A 25,647-nucleotide genomic window follows, 5' to 3' on the forward strand; every position below is an offset into this window, starting at 1 on the left:
CTTTCCATTGTAGATATTATAGCATAAGAAAAAGAGATAGCTTCTTAAGCTACCTCTCGATTTGATAAAATTTCGATAATTTGATCGACTTGATCACGCGTTAAGTTTTTGATTCCACTTGCACATTCGTGGCCGCCACCACCAAATTCCATAGCTACATCACGAATTGGAATATTTCTTGATCTTAAAGATGCACTATAGTGAATTTGATCTTCCATGCGTGTAAATAAAGCCCACATTTCAACACAATCAATACCGGCTAAACAATACACTTTATCTTTGGCATCTGTAAAGTTTAAACCATACTCTTCATAATCTTCACATTCTAGAATCGAATAAAGAAATTTATTATTAAGTATTGTATGATTTCGTACAACCGTTTCATATCTGTAATCTTCAATCGATTTAGAGAAGTTAAGTTGTTCAACTTTAGTAACATCTACACCTTGTTCAAATAAGTATTTTGCGGCATCAAATGTAGCTGGGCGAACATTATTTGTCGTAAAACGAATGTTGTCTGCCGTCAATCCTAAATATAACATTAATGCACTTTCTACAGGAATATTTACTTTATTTTCTTGAAGATATAAAGCTAATAACTCACAAGTAGCACTTGCCTTATCGTCAATCCATTCTTCATCACAAATGGTTTCTACTTGTGCGTGATGATCGATACGTATCGATTTTTTTGCGAACTTGTAACGTTCATCATCAATACGTGCTGCATTTGAAGTGTCTAAAACAATAGCTAAACTGGAAGCGACTACGTCATCATCTACTTCATCCATCGTTACATTGTTTCTTTGTGATACAGGACAATTACTTCCTAAACAATAGATTTTTTTATCTGGATAAGCACTTTCTAAATAGTACTTCAATCCAAATTGAGATCCGATCGCATCCATGTCGGCAAAAACATGTCGAAAGATTGTGATTGTATTAAAATCTTTTACACTTTCTAAAATAGCATTAGGCATTAGCCATCAAATCCTTGTAGGCATCACGTGCGATAACTAATTCTTCATTTGTAGGTAATAACCATACTTGCATTTTTGATTCAGGAGCACTTAATAATTTTTCAACTCCACGAACTCCATCGTTGTCTTCTGGTTTTACAACAACACCAAATGCGGATAATCCATCACAAATTCTTTGACGCATTGCACAGTCATTTTCACCGATACCACCCGCAAAGACGATCGCATCAGCACCACCCATTAATCCATAGTATCCTGATACAACTTCAACAATACGGTTAACGTAAACATTTTGAGTTAAGATTGCACGTGGATTTCCTTCTTTGATAGCTGCTTCAATGTCACGACCATCACTAGAGATTCCACTTACACCTAACATACCAGATTTTTTGTTCATGATTGTATCCATTTCATCTGGTGTATAACCATATTTATTTTCTAAGAATGGAACGATTGCAGGGTCAATATCTCCACAACGAGTACCCATCATGATTCCTCCAAGAGGTGTAAATCCCATTGATGTCTTATAGGATTTACCATTTTTTACAGCTGTGATACTTGCACCATTTCCCAAGTGACAAGTGATGATGTTCATTTCTTCTTGTGTTTTTCCTTGAAGCTCAGCTAAACGTTTTGTCAAATATTCATGACTCGTTCCATGAGCTCCGTAACGACGTACTTTATCATTTGTATAATATTCATAAGGAAGTGGGAAGATATAGTTTTCTTCTGGCATACTTTGGTGGAATGCTGTATCAAATACAAATGTATGTTTACATTCTGGTAAAGCATCTCTAAATGAACGGTATCCGACTAATGCAGCTGGGTTGTGTAAAGGAGCTAATGCACATAATTCTTCTACTTTAGCTTCTACATCTGCATCTACAGGAACAGAATGAGAGAAATATTCTCCACCATGAACAACACGGTGTCCAATCGCTTTGATATCTTCTAAGCTATTTACAACTTTGTGTTCGATCAAAGCTTCCATTAACTTTTTAACAGCTACTGCGTGATCTTTGATATCTAAGATTTCCTCAATTTTTTCTCCATTGGCTTTCATTCCAAAAATAGAATCATTCAAACCAATACGTTCAACATTTCCTTGTGCTAGAACTTCTTCTTCTGGCATCTTAAAAACTTGGAATTTCAATGATGAACTTCCTGCATTAACACTCATAACAATCGACATTTTTTGATCCTCCTAAAATATTTCTTTTAATATTTCGATTTGTTCAACATCCTCATGTTGTAAAATCCATGCATCTAATAATTTTTTCTTAGCGACATATCCAATCGCTGCTTCATATTTTTCCAGTAATTTCGTAGCTCGATGAACCGAATCCATCGCCGCTGCACGAGAAATCTCTAGTTCCTCACTTATTTCAGTATAAGAGAAATCTTCTTCATAGTAAAGAGATAAAATCTCTCTTTGACGTTTAGTCAACAAGTCTCCGTATACATCAAATAAATCATTCGCATCTAATTTTGAAATCATTATTCTTCTATACCTTTTGTGATGCCCATCAAGAATGCATTAATATCAAAAGGTCTTAAATCCGCTGGTTTTTCTCCTAAACCTAAGAAGCGAACTGGTAAATGTAACAAGTCTCGAATCGCAAGCACAACGCCACCTTTGGCAGTTCCATCCATCTTCGTTAAAACAATACCTGTTACATCTGTGGCTTCTAAGAATACTTTTGCCTGAGAAATACCATTTTGTCCTGTTGTCGCATCTAAAACTAACCAAACTTCTTGTGGAGCCCCCTCAATTTCTCTTTGAACAACACGATGCATCTTGCTTAATTCATTCATTAAATTTGTCTTATTTTGTAGACGACCTGCAGTATCACAAATCAAAATATCTACATCGTTTTCTTTAGCATAGCGACAAGCATCTACAAGTACAGAACTTGGATCTTGATTCATTTTTCCTTTTATACAAGGAACACCTAAACGATTTGCCCAAGTATCAATTTGGTCAATGGCTCCTGCACGGAATGTATCGGCTGCTGCAACAGCCACCTTCTTTCCTTGCTCTTTATAATATTGAATTAATTTAGCGCTTGTAGTCGTCTTACCACTACCATTTACACCAACCATCAAAATGACAGTTGGACCTTCTTCATTTATTTTAATTGGTTCATCGCTTGACTCATCATAAAAATCATAAAGAATAGATATTAAGTAATCTAACATAGAATCATAATCTTTAACATGTTTTCCATTGGATTCAAACGCATCCACAATTTTTTGTGCTGTATGAATACCCACATCACTCTCAAGTAGAATAACCATGATTTGTTCTAATAAATCATCATCAATTCCATGAAAGTTATTGGATAAAGCACGCATACGATCTCCAAAACTTTTTTTTGAACGATCAAGACCCGATAAATACTTATCTTTATCTTCACTTTTCACGAAAGCTTCTTTGATTTTTGAAAAGACCGACATTACTCTTCCTCCTTAGCTATATGTACTGCATCTTTTAACTGCACCTTTAATACTTTACTAACACCATCTTTTTGCATCGTAACACCATATAAAGTATCACACTGTTCCATAGTTCCTGGTCTATGTGTTACCGCAATAAATTGAGATTGACCACGATAATGCGATAGATAACGTGCAAAACGTTCTACATTAGCCTGGTCTAATGCCGCTTCAACCTCATCGAAGATACATAATGGCATTGTTCTAGCTTTTAATATCGCAAACAATACACTGATCGCAATCAATGCTTTTTCTCCACCAGAGAATGTTTGAATATTTTTAACCATCTTTCCAGGAGGCTGAACATCAATATCAATTCCCGTATTTAACACGTCATCTGGATCTACCATAGAAAGACTTGCACGACCTCCACCAAACATGGCTTTAAATACGCCATCTAATTCCGCGTTAATTTTATTAAACATATCTGTAAATTGACTAATCATAGTCTGATCCATTTCATCGATGGCTGCCAAAATTTGTTGACTTGCCTTTTCTAAATCTTCTTTTTGACTTGTCATAAAATCAAAGCGTTCTTTGACTTCTTTATATTCATTTGGAGCATCCAAGTTTACATTTCCCAAACGAGAAATGGCTTGACGAAGTTGAATAACTTCTTCTTTAGCACTTTCAATTTCTACATCTTCCTTTTTCGTTAATGCATATTCATAAGTCATTTCATAATCTGTACTTAAGCGGTTCAATGCATTTTCCAATTGTGTTTTGACCTTCACAATTTCCATCTCATAATTATGGATTTGCGATTGTTTAGAATTCATTTCTCTTCGAACTAAACGAATTTGATTTTCAAGCTGCTCCGCATCATTTCCCTTATCAAAGCGTGACTGACGCAAACTTTGTATTTCTAAAGACAATGAATCTAATACCGCATGCATTTTGGACATCTGCACAACTAAATCATCTTGTGCTAATTCTGCATTCTCTTCAATATCGACACCTAGTTCTTGGTATTCTGCAAGAATTGAATCATATTTTGCCTTTTTTGTTGCGTAAATATTCTCTAATTTAGCCAATTCAATCTGTAAAGTTACAATCGCATCATTTTCTTTTTGAAGTTTTTGTGTAAGTATATCTGTTTCATTCAGACAACTATCGGCTTTGATTTTCTGCCCCTCAATTTTAGAATTAATTGTATCTAATTCTTGACGCATTGTGACAGGGGTACTTTGGTTTTTCGTAACACCACCTGTCATACTACCACCAGTATGAACGATGTCTCCATCTAAAGTAACAATCTTATATGCATAGCGTAGTCGTTTTGCGGTTTCATTGGCATTTTGTAGTGTGTCTACAACAATGACATTGCCTAACAATCTTTCTTTAACAGGATCAAAGATCTCTTTACAATCCACACATTCGCTCGCAAAGCCTAAAAAGCCAGGGCTTGTTGAAGCAATCGTAATGACTTGTTCATTCATTTTTCTAGGATGACATACACTTAATGGTAAGAAAGTAGCACGTCCGCTACGGTTTCTTTTTAAGAAAGAAATGGCATTTCTTGCATCCGCCTCATTTTTAGTGATAATTTGATAGATACTTCCACCTAAAGCAGCATTGACCGCCAATGCTTTATCTGCATGAGCAATCAATAATTCACTAACAACTCCATAAACGCCGGATAAAGAATTTTTAGCCTGCATAACAGAACGTACACCTTGTTGGTGTGCAAAAGGTTGCTTCATCATATTTTCTAATACTTGTCGACGATTTTGAAGTTGTGTCAAAATATTGTTTGCCTGATCCGATTCATAACGTGCTTTCGATATCTTCGTTTTTAGATCATTCACAATATTACGACGATTATTTAAATCTTGTTGTGTCTGCATCAAACGTTGATGACGATCTTGATATTCAAAACGAGCTTCCTCTAACATTGCCTGAATTTCTTTTTGACGAGCCTTTTTATCAGCCACCTTCAACATATATTTACGCTTTTCATCTTGTTCGATCTTACGTCTTTCAAGCTGATAGTTTTCTTCCATCGCCTTTGTATATTTTCCTTGCAACTCATTGATCTGTTTATCAAGAGCATACATTTCTTTTCGAATACTTTCTAAACGCGTTTCTTGCTTTAATAATTCTACATTTTCAGATGTATGCATAGCTTGAATATCAAACAATTCTTTATTAATTTGATTGATTTTCTCATTGTATTGATCAATATCTTCTACAAGTACACTAATTTCAATTTTTGATAATTTGTCTCTTAAAGAAATATACTTCTCTGCTTTTTTTGCTTGTTTTTCCAAAGGACCAATTTGTCTTTCAAGCTCATCTAGAATGTCCTGCAAACGATCTAGATTTTCTTTTGTTTGCTCTAATTTTGACAATGAGATTTTTTTTCTCTTTTTATATTTTGCAACACCCGCAGCCTCTTCAAACAAAGAACGCCTGTCTTCTGGTTTAGCATCCGCAAAAGAAGAGATGTTTCCCTGTGTAATAATGCTTAAGGAATCTTTACCTAAACCAGTATCCATAACCAAATCATTAATATCTTTTAGTCGACATGGGGTTTTATTTATAAAATAACTTGCTTCATTATTTGCGCGAAGTATTTGTCGTGTAATTTCGATTTCATCAAAATCCGAATCAAAAACACGTGTTGAATTGTCAAACACCAATGTAACGCGTGCCATATTTACAGGTTTTCTATACTCACTTCCCGAGAAGATAATATCTGACATATTCGTTCCAGAACGAAGTGATTTTACACTCTGTTCACCTAACACCCAACGAATAGCGTCATTTACATTACTTTTACCACATCCGTTTGGTCCAACTATACCTGTAATATCTTGATCAAATTGAATCACTGTTTTGTCCGCAAAGCTTTTAAAGCCTTGTAATTCAATACGTTTTAAAAACATCAAGACCCTCCACTCTAACTGAATTATTATACCAAAAAATACACGCAAAATATATCTAGTATCTATTTCTAGATTGTGTATTATTAATTAATATGTTATAGTATGTGTATGAACAAGAAAGATAGTATGCGGTATGTGTATCCTCTTTGTTTTGGTGAAGAAGTAGGAAACTGTATTACACATGGAGTTATGGCAATTTTGATTCTATTCTCACTTCCTTATTATAGTGTTCGCGCATATTTAAGGGGTGGTACTATAGAAACCATTGGAACAGCTGTGTTTTTGATTTGCCTACTCTTCATGTTTGCCGGATCTTGTCTTTACCATAGCATGCCACATGAAACAACACACAAGTATGTATTTAGAAAGCTAGATCATATTATGATCTTACTAGCTATTGCAGGTACCTACACGCCTATTTGTTTAAAGCTTATGAATAATTGGAAAGGATATACTATATTAGCTATTGAATGGGTTATGGTGATTATGGGTATCTTATTAAAATCGATTGCGACAAAAACTTATCCAAAATTATCAATGACAATTTATATGGTGATGGGATGGTTAGCCATCTTTATTTTGCCAACATTGATTAAAGAAACACAGCCCATCTTCATTATTTTGATTGCCCTAGGTGGTATCATGTATACAATTGGAACTTTCTTTTATTCAAAACCACAAAAAAGATATTTCCATTTTGTCTGGCACATTTTCATTATCCTAGCAAGTATTTGCCACTTGTTAGCCATTCTGTATTTTATCTAAAAAGAAAAACCTATATTGTAAAATATAGGTCCTTTTTTTTAAAACATTCGAGCAATATCATTATATGTAGCATAAATAAAGAGTATCATCAATAATACAAAACTTGCCAAAATAATATTTTCAACAATTTTAGTAGAAACTTTTCGTCCAATCAATTTCTCAATTAGTAAAATCAAAATTCTTCCACCATCTAATGCAGGAATTGGAAGTGCATTAAAGATACCAATATTTAATGAGATCATCGCAAATAAACTAAAATACATATCTAATCCATATTGTACAGATTTACTTGTTACATTTAATATGCCAACTGGACCCGATAAATTTTCAAGTCCTTGTCCACGAATAATCATATTCAAAGATTTAAATATAGTTGTTGCACTATCCCAAGTATTTTGACAACCCACCCATAATGATTGATACCATGGGATTTTTTTTGCATACGCAATCGCCTTATAGCCAAGTGTATAACCTTCCATATCTTTATCATAAGATGGAGTTAATGTCGTTTTAAATGTTGTACCATCTCTTTTCACAGTTAATGTCAGTGTATCATGATGATATTGAATAAACTCTAAAATTTCATATTGCGTTTTAGGTTGAATACTATTTCCATCTTCACTTAAAACTTTGATGATGTGATCATCCTTTTCAGGTCCTGCCTTTTGAGCAACTGAGTTTTCTTCAACTACATAAACAACAGGCTTAGCTTCTTCAACCACATAGCCTTGTGCTAAAGCAACTCCCATATAAATAATCCATGCCAAAAGAATATTCATCACAATTCCTGCAATCATAATACAGACTTGTTTCCATTTTTCTATACCATTTAATCGTCTGTTTTCTGGTATATCTTTTAACCAATTATCTTCTTCACTTTGGGATCCATCTTCTTCTCCAGCCATCATAACATAGCCACCAAAAGGAATGGCACGAATTGAAAAAGCTGTTTCTTTTCCTTGTTTTTGATAAAGGCATGGCCCCATACCAATCGAAAATTCTTTACAATAAACACCAAAATGTTTTGCGACTAAAAAATGTCCTAATTCATGTAAAATGACAATCACACTTAACATGATAATAAATGCGATCAATCCAATAACAAAATCCATCTAGATCCTCCTTAGAGAATGATTGTATATAACACACTAAATAACATAATATTCAATAATAGTGAGTCTACACGATCCAAAACCCCACCATGTCCTGGTAATAGGTTTGAAAAATCTTTTACGGCAAAATGACGTTTTATAGCACTAAAACACAAATCTCCAAGTTCTGCAGTAATTGGACATAATAAACATAAGAGTGTATTTAATACAGGATTTAAATTTGAAACATAACTAAAACTTACGGCTAAGCTCAATATAAATCCAAATACAATGCCTCCTACAAAACCTTCCCAACTCTTTTTAGGTGAGATTCTTGGATTCATTTTATGTTTCCCAATAGCGCGCCCTACAAAATAAGCTCCTGTATCACTTCCGTATGTAGCAAATACAATGGTCCATAAATATTGATGTACACCTGAGATTTGTCCAACCGCATGATATACTAGTGAGAAAATTGTTACATATGAAATGCACACAAAGGAATCCATAATTGAGAAATTCTCAACAAATACAACTAAACTCCACAAAAATAGCACAATCAGTGTTACGACTACTAAAAAGTATTTATCGGGTAAGATTCTTGTGAATATAACAGCTAAAGCACAAAGTGGCATAACATATTTAGGCCATTTTTTAAAATCGGGTTGTATGTGCATCCATTCATAAGCTGATGCACATACAATAAACAAAGCCAAAGCTTCTAGCCAAAGCCCACCAAGTGCTACAGGTAAAGCAACAACAAGAATGATACCTATTGCGGTAATAATTCTTTGTTTCATGATGTTAAGCCTCCAAATCTGCGATCTCTTGAGGCAAATTCATCTAAGCAATCTTTTAATGCTTTTTCATCAAAATCTGGCCATGCGACTGGCGTAAAAATCAATTCTGCATATGCGAGTTGCCATAATAAATAATTGGAAATACGTAGTTCTCCGCTTGTACGAATCATCAAATCGATATCTTCTGGAACAAATAAATACTTAGAGAATTCTTCTTCAGTTAAATCGTTTTCTCTTTTACCTGAAGCTACTTCGTCTGCATATTTTTTTATTGACAAAAGCATTTCTCGGCGAGAACCATAATTGATAGCTAAACATAATTCTAAGCCAGTATTCTTTGAAGTCATATTTACAGCTTTATTGATGACATCTTGTGTTGCTTTTGGGAATTTTTCTAATTCCCCCGCAAATGTAACTTGAATATTCTTTTCCATTAATTCATTGATAAATTTATTAAAGAATAAGCCAGGTAACTTGCATAAATAAGAAACTTCATCTTCGGGTCTTTTCCAGTTTTCTGTTGAAAAAGCATATAAAATTAATTTTTGAATCCCCATATCCTGAGCAGCTAAAGCCACAGTACGAATTGTATCTGCACCCTTTTTGTGTCCTGCTGTTCTTGGTAAGCCTCTTTGTTTGGCCCAACGACCATTACCATCCATGATTATAGCTACTGTTTTTGGTGCCATATAAACCTCCTTTTTAAAAAAGTCCAAATCAAGTTTGGACTTAGACATTTAAAATTTCTTTTTTCTTTGTTTCAGTAATTGAATCAACATCTTTAATGTATTTATCTGTTAATTTTTGTGATTCTTCCAATGTTTGTTTCTTTTCATCTTCAGGAAGTTCTTTATCTTTCTTGATCGCATCATTTGCATCACGACGTACGTTACGAATAGCTACTTTAGCTTCTTCACCATATTTTTGAGCATCTTTTGCTAATTCTTTACGACGATCTTCTGTCAATTGAGGAACTTGAATACGAATAACGTCTGCTTCAGCCTGTGGATTTAATCCTAAGTTAGCAGCTTGAATTGCATGTGCAATACCTTTGACGATTGAACGATCGTAAGGTTTAACAACCAATTGTGTTCCTTCTACAACTGAGATTTGTGCAATCTGATTAATTGGAGTCATAGCTCCATAATATTCAACTTGTACACGTTCTAGCATTTGTCCACTAGCACGTCCTGTACGAATTTGACGTAGGTTTGATTCTAAGTTATCAATTGCCCCCATCATTTTTTCTTCTGCATTTAATAAAATATCACTCATGTTATTTCTCCTTATTTCTTTTTAGTGATTGTAGTACCATTTACTTCACGGCGAACAGCCTTAACAATATTTCCTGGTTCATTCATATTGAATACAACTAAATCAATATCATTATCCATACACATACTAATAGCTGTTGAATCCATGACTTGTAAACCTTCATTTAGTACGTCCATATAATTTAGTGTATCATATTTTTTCGCGTTTGGATTCTTTTTAGGATCCGAATCATATACACCATCAACACCATTTTTTGCCATTAAGATAACATCTGCATTAATTTCAGAAGCACGTAATGCAGCGGTTGTATCTGTTGAGAAGTATGGAGAACCTGTTCCAGCTCCAAAAATAACGATTCTTCCTTTTTCTAAGTGACGCAATGCACGTCTTAAAATGAATGGTTCAGCAACTTTTTGCATTTCAACAGCTGTTTGAACACGTGTTTGCACACCTTCTTGTTCTAAAGCATTTTGAACTGCTAATGCATTGATTACTGTACCTAACATACCCATATAATCAGCTTGAGCACGATTCATTCCCATTTCAGCCATCATTTTGCCACGAATGAAGTTGCCACCACCGACAACGATTGCAAGTTCTACTCCCAATTTTTGAACTTCTTTTAATTCTTTTGCTAATCTCTTTAAGATTTCTGGATCAAAAGCAGCTTCAGGACTAGATAATGCTTCACCACTTAATTTTAATAAAACACGTTTATACATAAATATTGCTCCTTATTGAATTATCATAACAATTATACACTATCTTTCATTAAAGAAAAAGAAAAACCCTTGGAATTTCCAAGGGTTAGAAGTAAAAGTTAAATTACTTAGCCATTTGAGCAGCAACTTCTTCAGCAAAATTTTCTTCGCGTTTTTCGATACCTTCACCAGTTTGGAAACGTACGAAAGTTACTACTTCAGCTTTGTTGTCTTTCAAGAATTGAGAAACCTTAGTTTTTGGTTCTAAGAAATATTCTTGATCTAATAAGCATTGGTCTTTAAAGTGTTTGTCAACTTTTCCTTTTAAGATTCCTACCAATACTTTTTCTGGCTTGCTAGCCATGTTAGGATCAGCCTTCATCATTTGTAATTGAAGTTCACGTTCGTGTTCAACTTCTTCACTTGGTACTTCAGCTTGAGATACATATTTTGGAGCCATACTAGCAACTTGCATTGCTAAGTTTTTAGCTACAGTAGCATCTTCAGTCCCTTTAACAACTACAACAGCAGAAATTGATCCACCCATGTGCATGTATGAACCGAAAATCTCATCATCTGCTTTTTCAACAACAGCGACACGACGGAAAGAAATTTTTTCTCCGATAGTAGCTGTAGCGTTGATGATCAAATCATTGATAGTTCCTTCAGCAGTTTGGATGTTCAAAGCTTCTTCAGTTGAAGCAGGTTTGTTTGCAAGAATTGCTTCTTGTAAAGTGTTCATCAAACCTAAGAATTGTTCATTCTTACTTACGAAGTCTGTTTCTGAGTTAACTTCGAATAATACAGCAGTGTTTCCACTAACAGCAACACGAGTTAAACCTTCAGCAGCAATACGTCCTTCTTTTTTAGCAGATTTTGCGATTCCTTTTTCACGTAACCAGTCAACAGCTTTTGCAATATCGCCTTCACATTCAGTTAAGGCTTTTTTGCAATCCATCATACCAGCACCTGTTTTTTCACGTAATTCTTTTACTTGAGCAGCAGTGATAGCCATTTTAGCATCCTCCTATATTTTTAATTATTCAGCAGCTTTTGCTTCTTCAGCTTTAGCAGCTGGTTTTACGTCTTCACCTTTTTTGTTGAAAGGACGACGATTTTTACGTTCGAAGTTACGTTTTCTACGTTCTTCATTTCTTTGACGACGACGGCGTTCGTTTTCAGCGATTTGTGCTTCAACATTTTTGATTACGTCTTCCATAGTTACATCATCTTCAGTTTCATCTAAGTAAGCCATTTCTAAAAGACCACCCTTAGCATCAACGATAGCATCAGCTAAGATTGTTGTAACTAATTTAATTGAGCGAACTGCATCATCATTAGAAGCGATTGCGAAATCAGCATCTTCTGGATCACAGTTTGTATCTAACATAGCGAATACAGGGATTCCTAATTTTTTAGCTTCAGCGATAGCATTGTGTTCTTCTTTTGGATCGATAACAACTAATGCATCTGGAAGTTTCTTCATTTCTTTGATTCCACCTAAAGAACCTTCCAATTTAGCTTTTTCTTTACGTAAGTTAGCTTGTTCTTTCTTAGTATAAACTTCGATTTTTCCGCTAGCTTCCATTTCTTCGATTTCAACTAAACGTTTGATACGTTTTTGGATTGTACGGAAGTTTGTTAATAAACCACCTAACCAACGTTTGTTAACATAGAAAGATCCTGAACGTAAAGCTTGTTCTTCAACAACTTCAGCAGCTTGTTTCTTTGTTCCTACGAACAATACTTTTCCACCACGTTCGCTAATAGCTTTTAATTCATTGTAAGCAGCTTCGATTTGTGCTTGAGTTTGGTTTAAATCTACGATATAAACCCCGTTGCGACTTGTGTAGATGAATGGTTTCATCTTTGGGTTCCAACGGCGAGTCTGGTGACCAAAGTGAACACCGTTCTCTAACATTTTCTTCATTGATACGATTGACATAATAGTCCTACCTTTCCGTTTCTCCTCCATCATTTCAGACGCATGCAACACCTAAGTGCACGGGCACACGAATCCATGATGTGTGTAATAAGCGCAATCACGCGCTTTTACATTATAGCAATATCCTTTTTAACTTGCAAGATGTTATTTTTCAAAAGGATGCGCTTTTTTATAAGCCTTCACTAACTGTGCAGTCGTGACATGCGTATAAATTTGCGTTGTCGATAAAGATGAATGGCCTAGTAATTCTTGAACAACACGTATGTCCGCTCCATTATCCAATAAATGTGTCGCAAAACTATGTCTAAGCATATGAGGATGTAATTTCATATGCATGCCAATTTTTGTTGCGTGTTTATCCATTAAATATTGAACGCCTCTTGAAGAAAGCGATTTTCCTTTTAGATTTACAAATACATGATCGTCTATTGCGTATTTTGTCCAAAACTTACTTTTATACTCTAATAATTCTTTTTCAAAGCCTTGATAAAAAGGCACAATACGATCTTTATCCCCTTTACCACGGATATGCACAATGCGATTATTTAAATCAATTTGTTTCCATTCTAGATTCACACATTCACTGACACGTAATCCACATGCATACATGATTGTAAATAATATACGATCGCGATATTCATCATCCTTTTCATCATTGTAAGAATTCAAAAATTCCTGAATCTCTTCTACAAACAAAAAATCTGGTATTTGTTTGGATTTTTTTGGTGTTTGAATCCCTATCAATGGATTTTCAATAATCCCCATATATTCAGCCAAATATGTATAAAACGAACGATACACACTCATTTTACGAGCTATTGAGCTTGCTTTTAGATGATCTAACGTAGCTAGAAAATTCATAAAAGTCAATCTATCGCAAGATTCAAATGAATCAATAGATTGACTTGTTAAATATTCTTTAAATTGGTTTAAATCATTTTTGTATGATTCGATCGTTTTTTCAGATTGGGTATTTTTACGATAAATATATTTTAAAAACCGCTCAATCAATTCATCCATCGACTTCATCCTTGATTTGTGCAATACGAGCTAATGCTTGAGAAGCAAATTTTTCTTTACGCTCATGCTTCTTGCATTTTTCATTTAAGTGCATAATACCAAAGTTTGCATTCATCGGCTGAAAATGTTTTGCATCACAATGCGTAATGTAATTGGCTTGTGAGCCCATAACGCATGTATTCCCAAAACAAATAGGCTCTTTACCTTGCATATATAATGCCATATTAATTCCGGCAATCAATCCAGATGCGCAAGATTCAACATACCCTTCAACCCCTGTCAATTGTCCTGCAAAGAAAAGATCATCGCGTTTTTTAGATTGATATGTTTCTTTTAAAACAACTGGACTTGATAAGTATGAATTTCGATGCATAACACCATAACGAGTAATCTTTAAATTTTCTAATCCAGGAATCAAGGCAAACACTCTTCTTTGTTCAGGCCAAGTTAAATGTGTTTGAAAACCAACAATATTATACATACTGGCAGCCACATTATCTTGGCGCAATTGAACAACAGCTACAGGATGAGAATCCTTATCTTTTTCAAGTCCAACTGGTTTTAACGGACCAAACAACATCGTCTTTTTTCCACGTCGAGCCATTTCTTCAATTGGCATACATCCTTCAAAATAAGTTTCTTTTTCAAAATCATGCAAATTCACACATTCTGCATGAATCAAGGCATCATAAAATACTTCAAATTCATCTGCATTCATTGGACAATTAATGTAGCTTGCTTCTCCTTTGTCATAACGAGATTTATAATAGGCTTTACTAAAATCAATAGAATCCTTTTCAATAATTGGTGCTGCAGCATCATAAAAATGAAATGTATCTTCTGCCGTAAAATCATGAATAGCCTTAGCTAAAGTGTCACTTGTCAAAGGTCCAGTAGCAATAATACATGGTCCTTCAGGTAAACTTGTCATTTCTTCATTCACCACTTCGACTAACGGATGATTTTTAATTGTATCTGTTATATATTGAGAAAACGTTTCTCGATCAACCGCTAATGCACTTCCTGCAGGTACTGCATGCATATCGGCAGATTTCATAATTAAAGAATCCATCTGACGAAGTTCTTCTTTTAATATACCTACTGCATTATTCATCGCATTTGAACGAAGTGAATTTGAACATACAAGTTCTGCAAAACGATCCGTATGAAAGGCTGGACTTTCCTTTTTAGGACGCATTTCAACTAATCGAACGGGAATGTTTCTTTTTATAAGCTGCCAAGTTGCCTCACATCCGGCAAGCCCTGCTCCTATAACTGTAACTCTTTCCATTATTTTTCTTCCTCTTTTTTCTTAGGTTCCTTTTTTATATAATGGCATTTTGGATAATTTGAACAACCAATAAAAGTTGTGCCAAAACGCGATTTTCTTCTTACAAGCTCATGCCCACATTCTGGACACATCTCACCTGTTGGTTCAGGTTTAGCTTTCTTTTTTAAAGATTCAATTGTCTTACATTCCGGATAATTCGAACATGCCCAGAATTGACCATAACGACCTTTTTTAATAACCATTTTAGCTCCGCAGTTTGGACAAATCTTTTCTTCTTTTGCCTCTTCTGGAAGTTGATCTTCATTATTTTCTGTGTAGCGACATGTTGGGAAGTTGATGCATGAAATAAACTTACCAAAACGTCCATTACGATACACAAGTTCGCCACCACATTCAGGACATGTACGTCCTACACGTTCCAATTCTTTTTTCGGCATTTTTTCATAAGCATCTTCGACTAGTGGTGCAAATTTATCATAGAACTTATGCATATAAGATATAGAATCTTCGTTGCCTTCTGCGATTTCATCTAATGTTTTTTCCATATCGGCTGTATATTCAACATTGATTACACTTGAAAAATATTGTTGTAGCTTTTCATTTGTCAAAATACCTTGTTCACTAGGGAAAAATACTTTTGTCTTTGAAGTTTCACTCGCCTTATCCAAAGATGCATACCCACGTTTTTGTAAAGTATCAATGATTGTCGCATATGTACTTGGTCTACCAATGGATTTTTCCTCTAGATCCTTAATCAATTTTGCTTCTGTATATCGTGCTGGTGGTTCTGTAAAGTGCTGTTTCGAAATTGGTGTTACATTTTTTAAGACTTCATTTTCCTCTAATGTCGGAAACAATGCATCACTTTGTTTTTCATATTTTGAATAGACTTTATAATAACCATCAAAAGTCATTGTTTGTCCACTTGCACTAAATTCCAAATCATTGTTTGTGATTTTGATACTTGTTACATCATAAACTGCATCTTTCATTAAAGATGCCAGAGTACGAGCATAAATCAATGAATACAAACGATATTGATCATTCGTTAAATGGTCTTTGATAGATTCTGGCGTACGATTGATATTCGTTGGACGGATTGCTTCGTGTGCATCTTGCGTATTCTTACCATTTTTTTGATGAACATGACCAACATATTCTTTACCATATGTATTTGCGATAAATTCTTTGGCATCTGAAACAAAGATATCAGATAAACGCGTTGAATCCGAACGCATATATGTAATCAAACCTTCCATATTTCCGCCAAGATCAATACCTTCATACATTTTTTGAGCAACGCTCATTGTTTTCTTTGCACCAAAACCTAATTTTGTACTAGCTTCCTGTTGCATAGTAGATGTTGTAAATGGAAGTTTGGGTTGTTTTTTCTTTTGTTTTTTAGAAATCGATGAAACAACATACTCCCCATTACATTTTTCTAATAACGCCTTAGCCTCTTCTTCATTTTTGATTTTTGGCTTTTTACCTTCTACTTTAACTAAATCAGTTTCAAAAGCTTTATTTTGCTTTTTACATTGTGCATGAATTGTCCAATATTCTTCTTGTTTAAATGCTTTGATTTCATTTTCACGATCCACAATCAACTTCAATGCCACGGATTGCACACGACCTGCTGATTTAGACTGAATCTTATTCTGTAATAGTTTACTTAATTTAAATCCAATAATTCGATCTAACATACGACGTGTTTCTTGTGATTTCACAAGGTCCATATCAATTTGTCTTGGTTCTTTCATCGCTTCAAGAATAGCTGGTTTTGTGATTTCATGGAATACAATACGATTGTTGTCTTCAATATTTAAATTCAAAACACGAGCTAAATGCCAGGCAATTGCTTCTCCTTCACGGTCCGGGTCACTCGCAAGATAGATATCTTTTGCCTTAGAAGCATATTCTTTTAATTCTTTTACTACTTCTTTTTTTTCTTTACTAATTTTATATTTAGGTTCAAAATCATTTTCTACATCAATTCCTAAGCCTTCTTTTCCACTTGTCGCCAAATCACACACATGGCCTTTGCTGGAAACGACTCTGTAATCTTTTCCTAAATATTTCTCAATCGTCTTCGATTTTGAAGGCGATTCCACTATAACTAAATGTTTTTTCATTTTATTACCCCATATTCACGCTATATAAAACATTAAAAATTTCATTTTGTCAATCCTAGATATCATCAACATCTTTAATATCCACCAAAATATTGGCACCATTACTAATAAGATAATTACACCCTTGATGTTTTTCATCTTGAAAAGCAGTTGGTACACAATAGATTGGTACACTTAATTCTAAGCATTCATTTACCGTAATCATCGTACCACTTTTATAGGCTGCTTCTATCACCACTAAACTATCACTTAATGCGGCAATTAAACGATTGCGCCATGGAAAGTGATACGCCAAAGGTTTGACGTGCATTGGATATTCACTAATGATCAATCCATTATTTTTCATCCTTTCAAATAAATATGTGTTTTCCTTAGGATAAATCACATTAATACCGCAGCCAAGTACACCAATTGTTTTTGTCGCATTATAATGTGCTCTAGCATCAATTCCTTTGGCAAGACCGGATACGATTACATACTTGGATTGTAGTCTTTGTACAATTCTATCCGTATTCTGTAAAGCTTGCGTTGAACAATTTCTTGCTCCAACAATACCCACGCCTTTTTCTTTTAATAAATTAATATCTCCTTGATAAAAAATAATCCATGGTGGATAGCGAAGTCTTTTAAATGCATCTGGATATGCATCATCCATAATTGTAATATACGCATATGGATAATGAATGATGGAATAGTTTTCATGTGCCTTTATGGCATTACCAATTTTCTTCCAATCCCCATCATATTGGATGGCATACCATAAAATAGCTTCCCTGTTTATTTTCATATACTCTTATACGAAAAAAAATAGACTTTTTCTAAAGAAAGTCTAAAAAAGTCTAATTTCTTCAAGTTTTTTTACAGGTCCATAGCTTCTACGATAGAAATCTTGAAGTCCATATTGATTTAATGCTTCAATATGTGCCTTTGTAGGATACCCTTTATGTTTGGCTAAACCATACTGTGGATACATTTCATCTAGTTTTTTCATCCAACGATCTCTGGTTACTTTTGCTAAAATACTTGCAGCCGCAATGGATAATGATTTTTGATCTCCCTTTACGATAGCTTGAAAAGGTTTATCAATATCAGGTAATGGCATCGCATCACTTAACACAAAATCACATTGTGCCTTATTTGCGATTTCCATCATCGCTTCTTGTGTGGCACGATAGATATTCTTTTTGTCGATTGTCTTTTCATCCACAACTAAAATTTGATAATACAAAGCATCTTGAATAATTGTTTTAAACAACGCTTCACGCTTTTTTTCACTCAACTTCTTAGAATCATCAATCAACTCATTATGATATCCCTTAGGAAAAATTACACCAGCAACCATCAATGGACCGGCAATAGGTCCTCGTCCTGCTTCATCCATTCCTAATACGCTTTGATTTTGATCCCAATAATCATGTTCTAAAGGTCTATCAAGCATGTGGTTTCTCCCAAGTAATCAAGCCACATTTATTTTCTCGAATATCTTTGACAAAACTTAACATCAAACGATTCTCATCGATTTCACCCTTTAATAAATAACCACGTTTTATGGCAATATTCTGTAATGTTTCATAAGGTGTATTCGCAATTTCTACATGATATACACTATCAAAGATTTCTGGTTTTTCGCTCATTAAATATTCACAGGCAAATAAAGCTAAATCATCCATATTTACAACTTGATCTTTTATAGAACCTAATAAGGCTAATTTCAAGCCTACTTGTTGATCCTCAAATTTAGGCCACAAAACTCCTGGTGTATCTAGTAATTCTAGAGTTTGTCCTACTTTGATCCATTGAAGACTTTTTGTCACGCCTGGACGATCTCCTGTTTGAGCTGCCTTTCTTTTCGCAAACGTATTGATAAATGTGCTTTTGCCAACATTTGGTATTCCACATACCATAGCTCGTAATGCTCTAGGTTTCATTCCTCTACGTTTCTGTTTTTCAATTAAATTTATACATAATTCATTTGATGCCTTAATCAATTGTTTTGAGAAATTTTCATGAATAAAATCCAACGCTAACACTTTTTGATTCTCTGTTTCTAAGGCATTTACCCATTGTTTCGTAAGTTCTTTATCTGCCTTATCTTTCTTCGATAAAAGAATCAATCTTGGCTTATTTTGAATCAATTGATCCAACATTGGATTCTTGCTGGCATCTGGCATTCTTGCATCACGAATCTCAATCACAAAATCTACCTTTTTTAAATTTTCTTCCATTTGCCTTTTGGCTTTGGTCATATGACCTGGAAACCATTGTACATTTGCCACTAATCTTTCACTCCTATATCTGAAATTGGTAATAAGACTAACATTTTCTTTGCGAATAATTGTGATTTTTTAACAGGACCTACATATCTAGAATCTTTAGAATAGGGTCTATTATCTCCCATCACATAGTATTCATCATCCCCTAGTTTCACTTCTTCAAAATCTTGAACATCCGAATTATCTGCATTTGGTACCTTGTTGAAGTAGCCGAATTGATCTACACATGACTGGCGATAATCTGGATCAATATATTGCGTCTCATCCAATACTTTTCCATTAATAAATACGATATCATTTACGCAACTTATAGTATCTCCTGGCATACCAATAACACGTTTTACCCAATGTGTTTTTTGTCCTTTTTCTTCCATAGTTACGACAACGATATCACCTCGTTTGACACCATTTAAGAGTACACCTCCAACATTGGTAAAGCCAAATTCTCCATCTTTTAATGTTGGATACATACTTCTTCCATCAACACGTACTGGGTGTGCTACAAAGTTCACAAATAATAAAATGACGATAGCACTTACTACAAAAACTTTTATAAACCCTAGTATATCTTCGAGTAATGTACGTTCATCATCCTCGTTATATCTTAACTCACTTTTTTTAGCTTTCTTCATAATTTTCTATCCCCCTAATTGTATAAGTCTATTATAAATCTATTTAGAAAAAAAAGCCTGAAAATCAGACTTTTTTAAACAATTAACGAACTTCTTTAAGACGAGCAGCTTTACCTGAACGGTTACGTAAGTAAGATAATTTGTTACGACGTACTTTACCGTGACGAACTACTTCAATGTGGTCAATGATTGGTGAGTGTAAAGGGAATTTACGTTCAACACCAATTTGGTTAGAAATCTTACGAACAGTAAATGTTTCAGAGATTCCTCCACCTGCACGTTCAATTACAACACCTTCGAATACCTGGATACGGCTCTTGTCACCTTCTTTGATTTTAACGTGAACACGAACAGTACTACCAGAACGGAATGCTGGAATGTCAGTTTTTAATTGTGATTTTGTTACTTCATTAACTAATGCTAAGTTCATTTTCTTTTCTCCTTTTCTTCTAATATTTGGTTATCAGTTCATTCACACAATGTGCCAGCGGAACTACCTATGCGTAAACGCCTATTTATATTATCATGTCAACCCATTTTACGCAAGATTAATTTTTGTTTTTTAACACGGTATCAACTACTTTTTGATCTTCTTTATCTAATTCTAAATTTTCTAATAAATCCGGACGATATAAGGCAGTTCGTTTCAAAGATTCTTCATGGCGATATTTTTTAATATTCGCATGATGACCACTCAATAACACATCAGGAACTCTTTTTCCATTATATACTTCAGGACGAGTATATTGTGGATATTCTAAAAGCCCATTTGAAAATGAATCATCATCACTTGAATCCTGCCTAATAACACCAGGTAAGATACGTAATATACAATCACACATAACCATACAGGCACTTTCTCCACCGGTTAAGACAAAGTCACCTAAAGACATTTGAATATCCACATAATCACGAATTCTTTCATCAAAGCCTTCATAATGTCCACATATAAAAATTAAATGTTCCTTTAAGGATAATTCTTTTGCGATTTGTTGATTAAACGTTTTGCCTTGAGGTGTTAATAAGATGACTGTACTATTTTCTGTACGAATCGATTCTAATGCATCTAATATTGGTTGGCACATCAAAACCATTCCAGCCCCACCACCATAAGGCGTGTCATCTACATGACCATGTTTTTCTTTTGTAAACTTTCGAAAATCAATCGTTTCAAATTCAAACAAATCTTTTTCTTTGGCACGCTTAAGAATACTTGTCGTCATTAATGGTTCAAAATATTCTGGGAATAATGTTAATACTGATATTTTCATCGTAAACCATCCATTTCACGAATTATGATTTCATGCGTATCTTTATTTACATCTACAATAAATGCTGGTACAAAAGGTAATAAAAAACTTGTATTTTTTGATTTTACACGAAGTACTAAATTGGCACCTGTTTCTAATATATCTACAACTTCACCAAGATTTTCTTTTTTCTCATTATATACAGTACAATTCATCAATTCATGATAATAATATTGACCTTCTTCAAGTTCTGGTAAATCATCTTGAGCGATGAATAGATTCTTTGTCTTTAATTGTTCTGCTTTTTCAATGGAATCAATTCCTTCAAAATAACAATATCCAAAACCTTTTTGTTCGCGATAGCGCACTACAGTTAAAGTACGACCATCTTCTAAATGTAAGACTCTTCCTTTTTCAAAACGATGTTGGGGATCATCTGTCACAAGATATAATTTACATTCACCCTTAAGTCCATGAGTATTGATGATTTGAGCTACTTTTATCATATATCCTCCTAAAAAAATCAGGATGTGAAATCACATCCTAATACGCTTCAAATTTTACTGAAATTCTTTTGTGTACATCGCGTGCCGCAATAGACATCATCTGACGAATACTGCTAGCCATAATTCCTTTGCGACCAATTAAACGGGCAACATCTTCACTATTGGCATATACATACAATAAAATTTCATTTTCATTTGTAGTTGCCATTGTTTTTACAGATAATGCTTTTTGATCATCTACAAGTGGTAAACAAATGTCTAATAATGTTTTTTCTAAATCGATCATTATTTTGAACTTTTAGCTTCGTGCATTTCTTTTAAAACACCTTCGTGTGATAAAATTGAACGAACTGTATCAGTTGGTTGTGCACCATTGCTTAACCATTTCTTTGTTAATTCTTTGTCTAAAGTAACTTTGTTTTCAACTTTACTTGGGTTGTATGTACCAATTTGTTCGATGAAACGACCATCACGAGGACTACGTGAATCAGCTGCAACTATACGGTAGAAAGGAGCACCCTTTTTACCCATTCTTTTTAAACGTAATTTAACCATATTTAAATTCCTACCTTTTCTAATTTATTAAAGCTCATAAAGAATAACATGAATAATATAAGGTGTCAAGTATTTTTACTTTACACCTTATATTTTTTATTTTTTCTTCTTTTTCTTTTTAGCCTTCTGTTTCTTACTACCAGTATGCTTTGACATACCTGGCATTCCACCGCCACGTTGCATATTCTGCAATCCAGCCATATCTGGAAGTTTTACCTTACCACTCATCATCTTAGTCATCATCTGCATTTGTTCTAATTGATTAATCAAACGATTGACATCCATGACTTTCACACCTGCACCCTTGGCAATACGATTTTTTCTTGATGCTTTTAAACAGGATGGATTTTCACGTTCATACTCCGTCATAGATAAAATAATGGCTTCACTCTTTTTCATTTGTGAATTCATTTTTTCATCATCTAAATTTTTAGCTACCTTATTAATACCTGGAATCATATTCATCATTTTCTGCATAGATCCCATTTTAGAAACTTGGCCTAACTGTGCTAATAAATCATTGAATGTAAAAACACCTTGTTTCATTCGTTCAGCTGTTTTTTTCTGAACTTCAATATCCAATTTATCTTGAGCTTGTTCAACTAAAGTGACAATGTCTCCCATTCCCAATATACGATCAGCCATACGATCTGGGTGGAACTCTTCTAAATCATCCACTTTTTCACCATTGGATACAAACAATACTGGTACATTTGTGATAGATCGAACTGATAACAATCCACCACCACGTGCATCGCCATCCATTTTTGTAACAATCAAACCAGTTACTGATAATTGTTCATTAAATTCTTTGGCAACTGTAACAATATCTTGACCTGTCATCGCATCCACAGTTAATAAGATTTCATCTGGAACAACAAGTTCTTTCATTTGTTGAAGCTCATGCATCAATGCTTCATCAATATGTAAACGACCAGCCGTATCAAAGATTACTAAATCTTTTTGACGATCTTTCGCATATGTCAATGCTTGTTTAGCCGTTTCAACAGCTGATGTTTCTGGTCCACATGTAAATACTTCTACATCAATACTCTTTCCAAGAGTTTGTAACTGTTCGATTGCGGCTGGACGAACAACATCACACGCAACCAATAAAACACGACGAGCTAATTTATTTTTACAGTAATTGGCAATTTTTGCACTTGCAGTCGTTTTACCAGTACCCTGTAGACCAACCATCATAACCATTGTCATACCTTGCTTCTTAAAGTGAATACGAGCATCTTCTTCACCTAATAATACTTGTAATTCATCATGAACAATTTTGACAACCATTTGACCAGGATTTAATGAATCCAAGACCTCTTGTCCAAGTGCTTTTTCTTTTACATTTTCAACAAAGCTCTTAACTACATCGTAATTAACGTCAGCTTCCAATAATGACATGCGCACTTCTTTTAACATGTCATTCATATTTTTTTCAGTCAGTTTCCCTTGTCCTGAAATATTTTTAAATGCTTTATTTAAGCGTTCACTTAATGATTCAAATGCCATAAATAATAATCTCCCTAAACTCTTTAAGTTTACCTAATTTTCATTTAAATTACAATGGAATGCCAGACGACTTTGCCCATTTTTTAAATAAATTGTACCAACATGTTTAAAACCATGTTTAATCATAAAATTTTGCATCGGTTTATTATCCGTATGTGTATCCATACGAATATTATCAATTTTTGAAAAACAATATTCTAAAATGATATTGGCCATATGTTTTTTTAATCCACGAGTCGCAATTCGATGAATCACACCATAAGGCTCATCATTTAACCATTGACCATCATAGATTTTGTTGTAACAAGGATCAATTCCACAGTAAAATACAAAACTAGCCTGAATACCATCCTCATCTTCTAAAACATACATTTCGCCTTTTTTGATATCTTCAGACAATATGTCTTTTGATGGATATCCATTTGTCCATTGATTTACATTTCCACAAGAAGCCATAAATTTTCTTGCTCTATCATATATTTCTAATAATATAGGCATATCTTCTAATGTTGCCTTACGAATTAATTCTCTTGCCATTTTAAAGACCACCCAAACTTAATACACGCGATGAATCGCCATACACGATATCCTATTTTATAAAATATATTAATTTTTGACCAATCAATGACAGCTGGTACATAAACAGGTTGATCTTTTCTCGAATAGAAAAAAATCAAAGTGTATAAAATTACCATATCACTATTATAAAAGTTAATATCATAATAAAAGTTTTCTTCAGGAAACCATTGATGCAAACAAAGCTCTTGATACTCATAGGCTGCACGCATTTCATAAGCCTGCACAATATCCATATGATCGGTCAAAGATCCTGGACGTTTCACATAATGATAGTAACAATTTGGCATTATAGATATGCGATTCGCATTATAGATTGCCTTAAACACTGTATAAGTATCTTCAAAACCTTTTTTTTCATCAGGAAACAGAACATTTTTAAAACAAGAAGCCGCATATAATTTTCCCCAAGGATAATTATTAATCCCCTTATTTTGAGACAATGCTCTTAGTGCAGATAAAGAATCCATAGTTTGTTTTCGCATAGGACTTACTGGTATGGATAAACCTTTATATTCAATACAATATCCGCAAGTTACGATGTCACTATTTGTTTGTATAGCTCGATCAACCATTTTTTCTATCATTTTAGGATCTAAATAATCATCACTATCCACAAATAAATAGTAGTCACCCGTAGCCTTTTCTAATGCCCGATTTCGAGTAGTAGAAATACCTGCATTTTCATAGCTATATACATGAATGAAATCATACTTACTTGCATATAAATTCGCAATATCTAAAGATGAATCGGTTGTTCCATCATTTATAATAATAATTTCAATATTTTTGTATGTCTGTAAAAGAATAGATTCCAGACATTTCGATAAATATTTTTCCACATTATATACTGGAATCAATATACTCACTTTATACATGAACGGCCTCCTTGAATGCCACAATACAATATCCCTTGAATAAAAAAATATCAAATTTACATATAATAATCAATAAAAATC

Annotated in this window: 28 protein-coding genes; 1 reads left to right on the plus strand and 27 read right to left on the minus strand. The window is 34.0% G+C overall.

Annotated features, from left to right (window positions below; all coding sequences use genetic code 11):
- Positions 1 to 44 precede the first annotated feature (44 nt).
- From EUBIFOR_RS09825 to EUBIFOR_RS09845, 5 genes are read right to left on the minus strand one after another with little or no spacing between them, the layout of a single operon-like run.
- Positions 45 to 977 (minus strand): DHH family phosphoesterase, encoded by a 933-nt coding sequence (locus EUBIFOR_RS09825; RefSeq protein ID WP_003865895.1) that lies wholly within the window; start codon positions 975 to 977, stop codon positions 45 to 47.
- Complete coding sequence (locus EUBIFOR_RS09830; RefSeq protein ID WP_003865896.1) at positions 970 to 2,169, minus strand: acetate/propionate family kinase; 1,200 nt, start codon at positions 2,167 to 2,169, stop codon at positions 970 to 972. Before EUBIFOR_RS09830 ends, EUBIFOR_RS09825 begins: the two co-directional genes overlap by 8 nt.
- A gap of 12 nt (positions 2,170 to 2,181) precedes the next feature.
- Complete coding sequence (gene ylxM, locus EUBIFOR_RS09835; RefSeq protein WP_003865897.1) at positions 2,182 to 2,475, minus strand: YlxM family DNA-binding protein; 294 nt, start codon at positions 2,473 to 2,475, stop codon at positions 2,182 to 2,184.
- Positions 2,475 to 3,434 (minus strand): signal recognition particle-docking protein FtsY, encoded by a 960-nt coding sequence (ftsY, locus tag EUBIFOR_RS09840; RefSeq protein ID WP_003865898.1) that lies wholly within the window; start codon positions 3,432 to 3,434, stop codon positions 2,475 to 2,477. The genes ylxM and ftsY overlap by 1 nt, the downstream gene beginning before the upstream one ends.
- A complete protein-coding gene (locus tag EUBIFOR_RS09845) occupies positions 3,434 to 6,361 on the minus strand; it encodes a chromosome segregation protein SMC (RefSeq protein ID WP_003865899.1) in 2,928 nt (975 codons plus the stop codon). Before EUBIFOR_RS09845 ends, ftsY begins: the two co-directional genes overlap by 1 nt.
- Positions 6,362 to 6,469: 108 nt before the next feature.
- Here EUBIFOR_RS09845 and trhA point away from each other — a divergent pair, with 108 nt between their 5' ends.
- On the plus strand, positions 6,470 to 7,126 hold the full coding sequence (gene trhA / locus EUBIFOR_RS09850; RefSeq protein WP_003865900.1) for a PAQR family membrane homeostasis protein TrhA: 657 nt from the start codon (positions 6,470 to 6,472) through the stop codon (positions 7,124 to 7,126).
- A gap of 38 nt (positions 7,127 to 7,164) precedes the next feature.
- Here trhA and rseP read toward each other — a convergent pair whose 3' ends face one another.
- From rseP to EUBIFOR_RS09960, 22 genes are all read right to left on the minus strand, one after another.
- The gene (gene rseP / locus EUBIFOR_RS09855; RefSeq protein WP_003865901.1) at positions 7,165 to 8,238 is read right to left on the minus strand and encodes an RIP metalloprotease RseP; all 1,074 of its coding nucleotides are present in this window, start codon (positions 8,236 to 8,238) and stop codon (positions 7,165 to 7,167) included.
- 11 nt (positions 8,239 to 8,249) lie between these two features.
- Entirely contained in the window at positions 8,250 to 9,017 is a 768-nt protein-coding gene (locus EUBIFOR_RS09860) for a phosphatidate cytidylyltransferase (protein ID WP_003865902.1), read from the minus strand.
- Positions 9,014 to 9,706 (minus strand): isoprenyl transferase, encoded by a 693-nt coding sequence (locus tag EUBIFOR_RS09865; RefSeq protein ID WP_040466455.1) that lies wholly within the window; start codon positions 9,704 to 9,706, stop codon positions 9,014 to 9,016. The genes EUBIFOR_RS09860 and EUBIFOR_RS09865 overlap by 4 nt, the downstream gene beginning before the upstream one ends.
- Positions 9,707 to 9,746: 40 nt before the next feature.
- Complete coding sequence (gene frr / locus EUBIFOR_RS09870; protein WP_003865904.1) at positions 9,747 to 10,292, minus strand: ribosome recycling factor; 546 nt, start codon at positions 10,290 to 10,292, stop codon at positions 9,747 to 9,749.
- Between the two features lie 11 nt (positions 10,293 to 10,303).
- A complete protein-coding gene (gene pyrH / locus EUBIFOR_RS09875; RefSeq protein ID WP_003865905.1) occupies positions 10,304 to 11,014 on the minus strand; it encodes a UMP kinase in 711 nt (236 codons plus the stop codon).
- Positions 11,015 to 11,117: 103 nt separating this feature from the next.
- Positions 11,118 to 12,008: a translation elongation factor Ts gene (gene tsf, locus EUBIFOR_RS09880; RefSeq protein ID WP_003865906.1), complete on the minus strand. Its 891-nt coding sequence runs from the start codon at positions 12,006 to 12,008 to the stop codon at positions 11,118 to 11,120.
- Positions 12,009 to 12,032: 24 nt separating this feature from the next.
- The gene (gene rpsB, locus EUBIFOR_RS09885; protein WP_040466456.1) at positions 12,033 to 12,938 is read right to left on the minus strand and encodes a 30S ribosomal protein S2; all 906 of its coding nucleotides are present in this window, start codon (positions 12,936 to 12,938) and stop codon (positions 12,033 to 12,035) included.
- Positions 12,939 to 13,082: 144 nt separating this feature from the next.
- The gene (xerA, locus tag EUBIFOR_RS09890) at positions 13,083 to 13,958 is read right to left on the minus strand and encodes a site-specific tyrosine recombinase/integron integrase (RefSeq protein WP_003865908.1); all 876 of its coding nucleotides are present in this window, start codon (positions 13,956 to 13,958) and stop codon (positions 13,083 to 13,085) included.
- Positions 13,951 to 15,249 carry a methylenetetrahydrofolate--tRNA-(uracil(54)-C(5))-methyltransferase (FADH(2)-oxidizing) TrmFO gene (gene trmFO, locus EUBIFOR_RS09895; RefSeq protein WP_003865909.1) on the minus strand — a complete coding sequence of 433 codons (1,299 nt, stop codon included), beginning with the start codon at positions 15,247 to 15,249 and terminating at the stop codon, positions 13,951 to 13,953. The genes xerA and trmFO overlap by 8 nt, the downstream gene beginning before the upstream one ends.
- Positions 15,249 to 17,381, minus strand: a complete 2,133-nt coding sequence (topA, locus tag EUBIFOR_RS09900) for a type I DNA topoisomerase (RefSeq protein WP_003865910.1) — start codon at positions 17,379 to 17,381, stop codon at positions 15,249 to 15,251. The genes trmFO and topA overlap by 1 nt, the downstream gene beginning before the upstream one ends.
- A 55-nt stretch (positions 17,382 to 17,436) precedes the next feature.
- Positions 17,437 to 18,168 carry a DNA-processing protein DprA gene (gene dprA, locus EUBIFOR_RS09905; RefSeq protein ID WP_003865911.1) on the minus strand — a complete coding sequence of 244 codons (732 nt, stop codon included), beginning with the start codon at positions 18,166 to 18,168 and terminating at the stop codon, positions 17,437 to 17,439.
- A gap of 42 nt (positions 18,169 to 18,210) precedes the next feature.
- Positions 18,211 to 18,819, minus strand: coding sequence for a ribonuclease HII (locus EUBIFOR_RS09910; RefSeq protein ID WP_003865912.1), 609 nt, complete (start codon positions 18,817 to 18,819; stop codon positions 18,211 to 18,213).
- On the minus strand, positions 18,812 to 19,657 hold the full coding sequence (gene ylqF, locus EUBIFOR_RS09915) for a ribosome biogenesis GTPase YlqF (RefSeq protein ID WP_003865913.1): 846 nt from the start codon (positions 19,655 to 19,657) through the stop codon (positions 18,812 to 18,814). Before ylqF ends, EUBIFOR_RS09910 begins: the two co-directional genes overlap by 8 nt.
- Positions 19,657 to 20,286 (minus strand): signal peptidase I, encoded by a 630-nt coding sequence (gene lepB / locus EUBIFOR_RS09920; RefSeq protein ID WP_003865914.1) that lies wholly within the window; start codon positions 20,284 to 20,286, stop codon positions 19,657 to 19,659. Before lepB ends, ylqF begins: the two co-directional genes overlap by 1 nt.
- A gap of 82 nt (positions 20,287 to 20,368) precedes the next feature.
- A complete protein-coding gene (rplS, locus tag EUBIFOR_RS09925) occupies positions 20,369 to 20,716 on the minus strand; it encodes a 50S ribosomal protein L19 (protein WP_003865915.1) in 348 nt (115 codons plus the stop codon).
- Positions 20,717 to 20,834: 118 nt separating this feature from the next.
- Positions 20,835 to 21,557, minus strand: a complete 723-nt coding sequence (gene trmD / locus EUBIFOR_RS09930) for a tRNA (guanosine(37)-N1)-methyltransferase TrmD (protein ID WP_003865916.1) — start codon at positions 21,555 to 21,557, stop codon at positions 20,835 to 20,837.
- Positions 21,554 to 22,042, minus strand: coding sequence for a ribosome maturation factor RimM (gene rimM, locus EUBIFOR_RS09935; RefSeq protein ID WP_003865917.1), 489 nt, complete (start codon positions 22,040 to 22,042; stop codon positions 21,554 to 21,556). The genes trmD and rimM overlap by 4 nt, the downstream gene beginning before the upstream one ends.
- A gap of 37 nt (positions 22,043 to 22,079) precedes the next feature.
- Positions 22,080 to 22,328, minus strand: coding sequence for a KH domain-containing protein (locus tag EUBIFOR_RS09940; protein WP_003865918.1), 249 nt, complete (start codon positions 22,326 to 22,328; stop codon positions 22,080 to 22,082).
- Entirely contained in the window at positions 22,328 to 22,597 is a 270-nt protein-coding gene (rpsP, locus tag EUBIFOR_RS09945) for a 30S ribosomal protein S16 (RefSeq protein ID WP_003865919.1), read from the minus strand. The genes EUBIFOR_RS09940 and rpsP overlap by 1 nt, the downstream gene beginning before the upstream one ends.
- A 96-nt stretch (positions 22,598 to 22,693) precedes the next feature.
- Positions 22,694 to 24,112, minus strand: coding sequence for a signal recognition particle protein (gene ffh, locus EUBIFOR_RS09950; protein ID WP_003865920.1), 1,419 nt, complete (start codon positions 24,110 to 24,112; stop codon positions 22,694 to 22,696).
- Between the two features lie 33 nt (positions 24,113 to 24,145).
- Positions 24,146 to 24,649: a GNAT family N-acetyltransferase gene (locus EUBIFOR_RS09955; protein WP_003865921.1), complete on the minus strand. Its 504-nt coding sequence runs from the start codon at positions 24,647 to 24,649 to the stop codon at positions 24,146 to 24,148.
- Positions 24,634 to 25,566: a glycosyltransferase family 2 protein gene (locus EUBIFOR_RS09960; RefSeq protein ID WP_003865922.1), complete on the minus strand. Its 933-nt coding sequence runs from the start codon at positions 25,564 to 25,566 to the stop codon at positions 24,634 to 24,636. The genes EUBIFOR_RS09955 and EUBIFOR_RS09960 overlap by 16 nt, the downstream gene beginning before the upstream one ends.
- Positions 25,567 to 25,647: the final 81 nt, after the last annotated feature.

The sequence above is a fragment of the Holdemanella biformis DSM 3989 genome, from assembly GCF_000156655.1.
GTDB lineage: Bacteria > Bacillota_I > Bacilli_A > Erysipelotrichales > Erysipelotrichaceae > Holdemanella > Holdemanella biformis.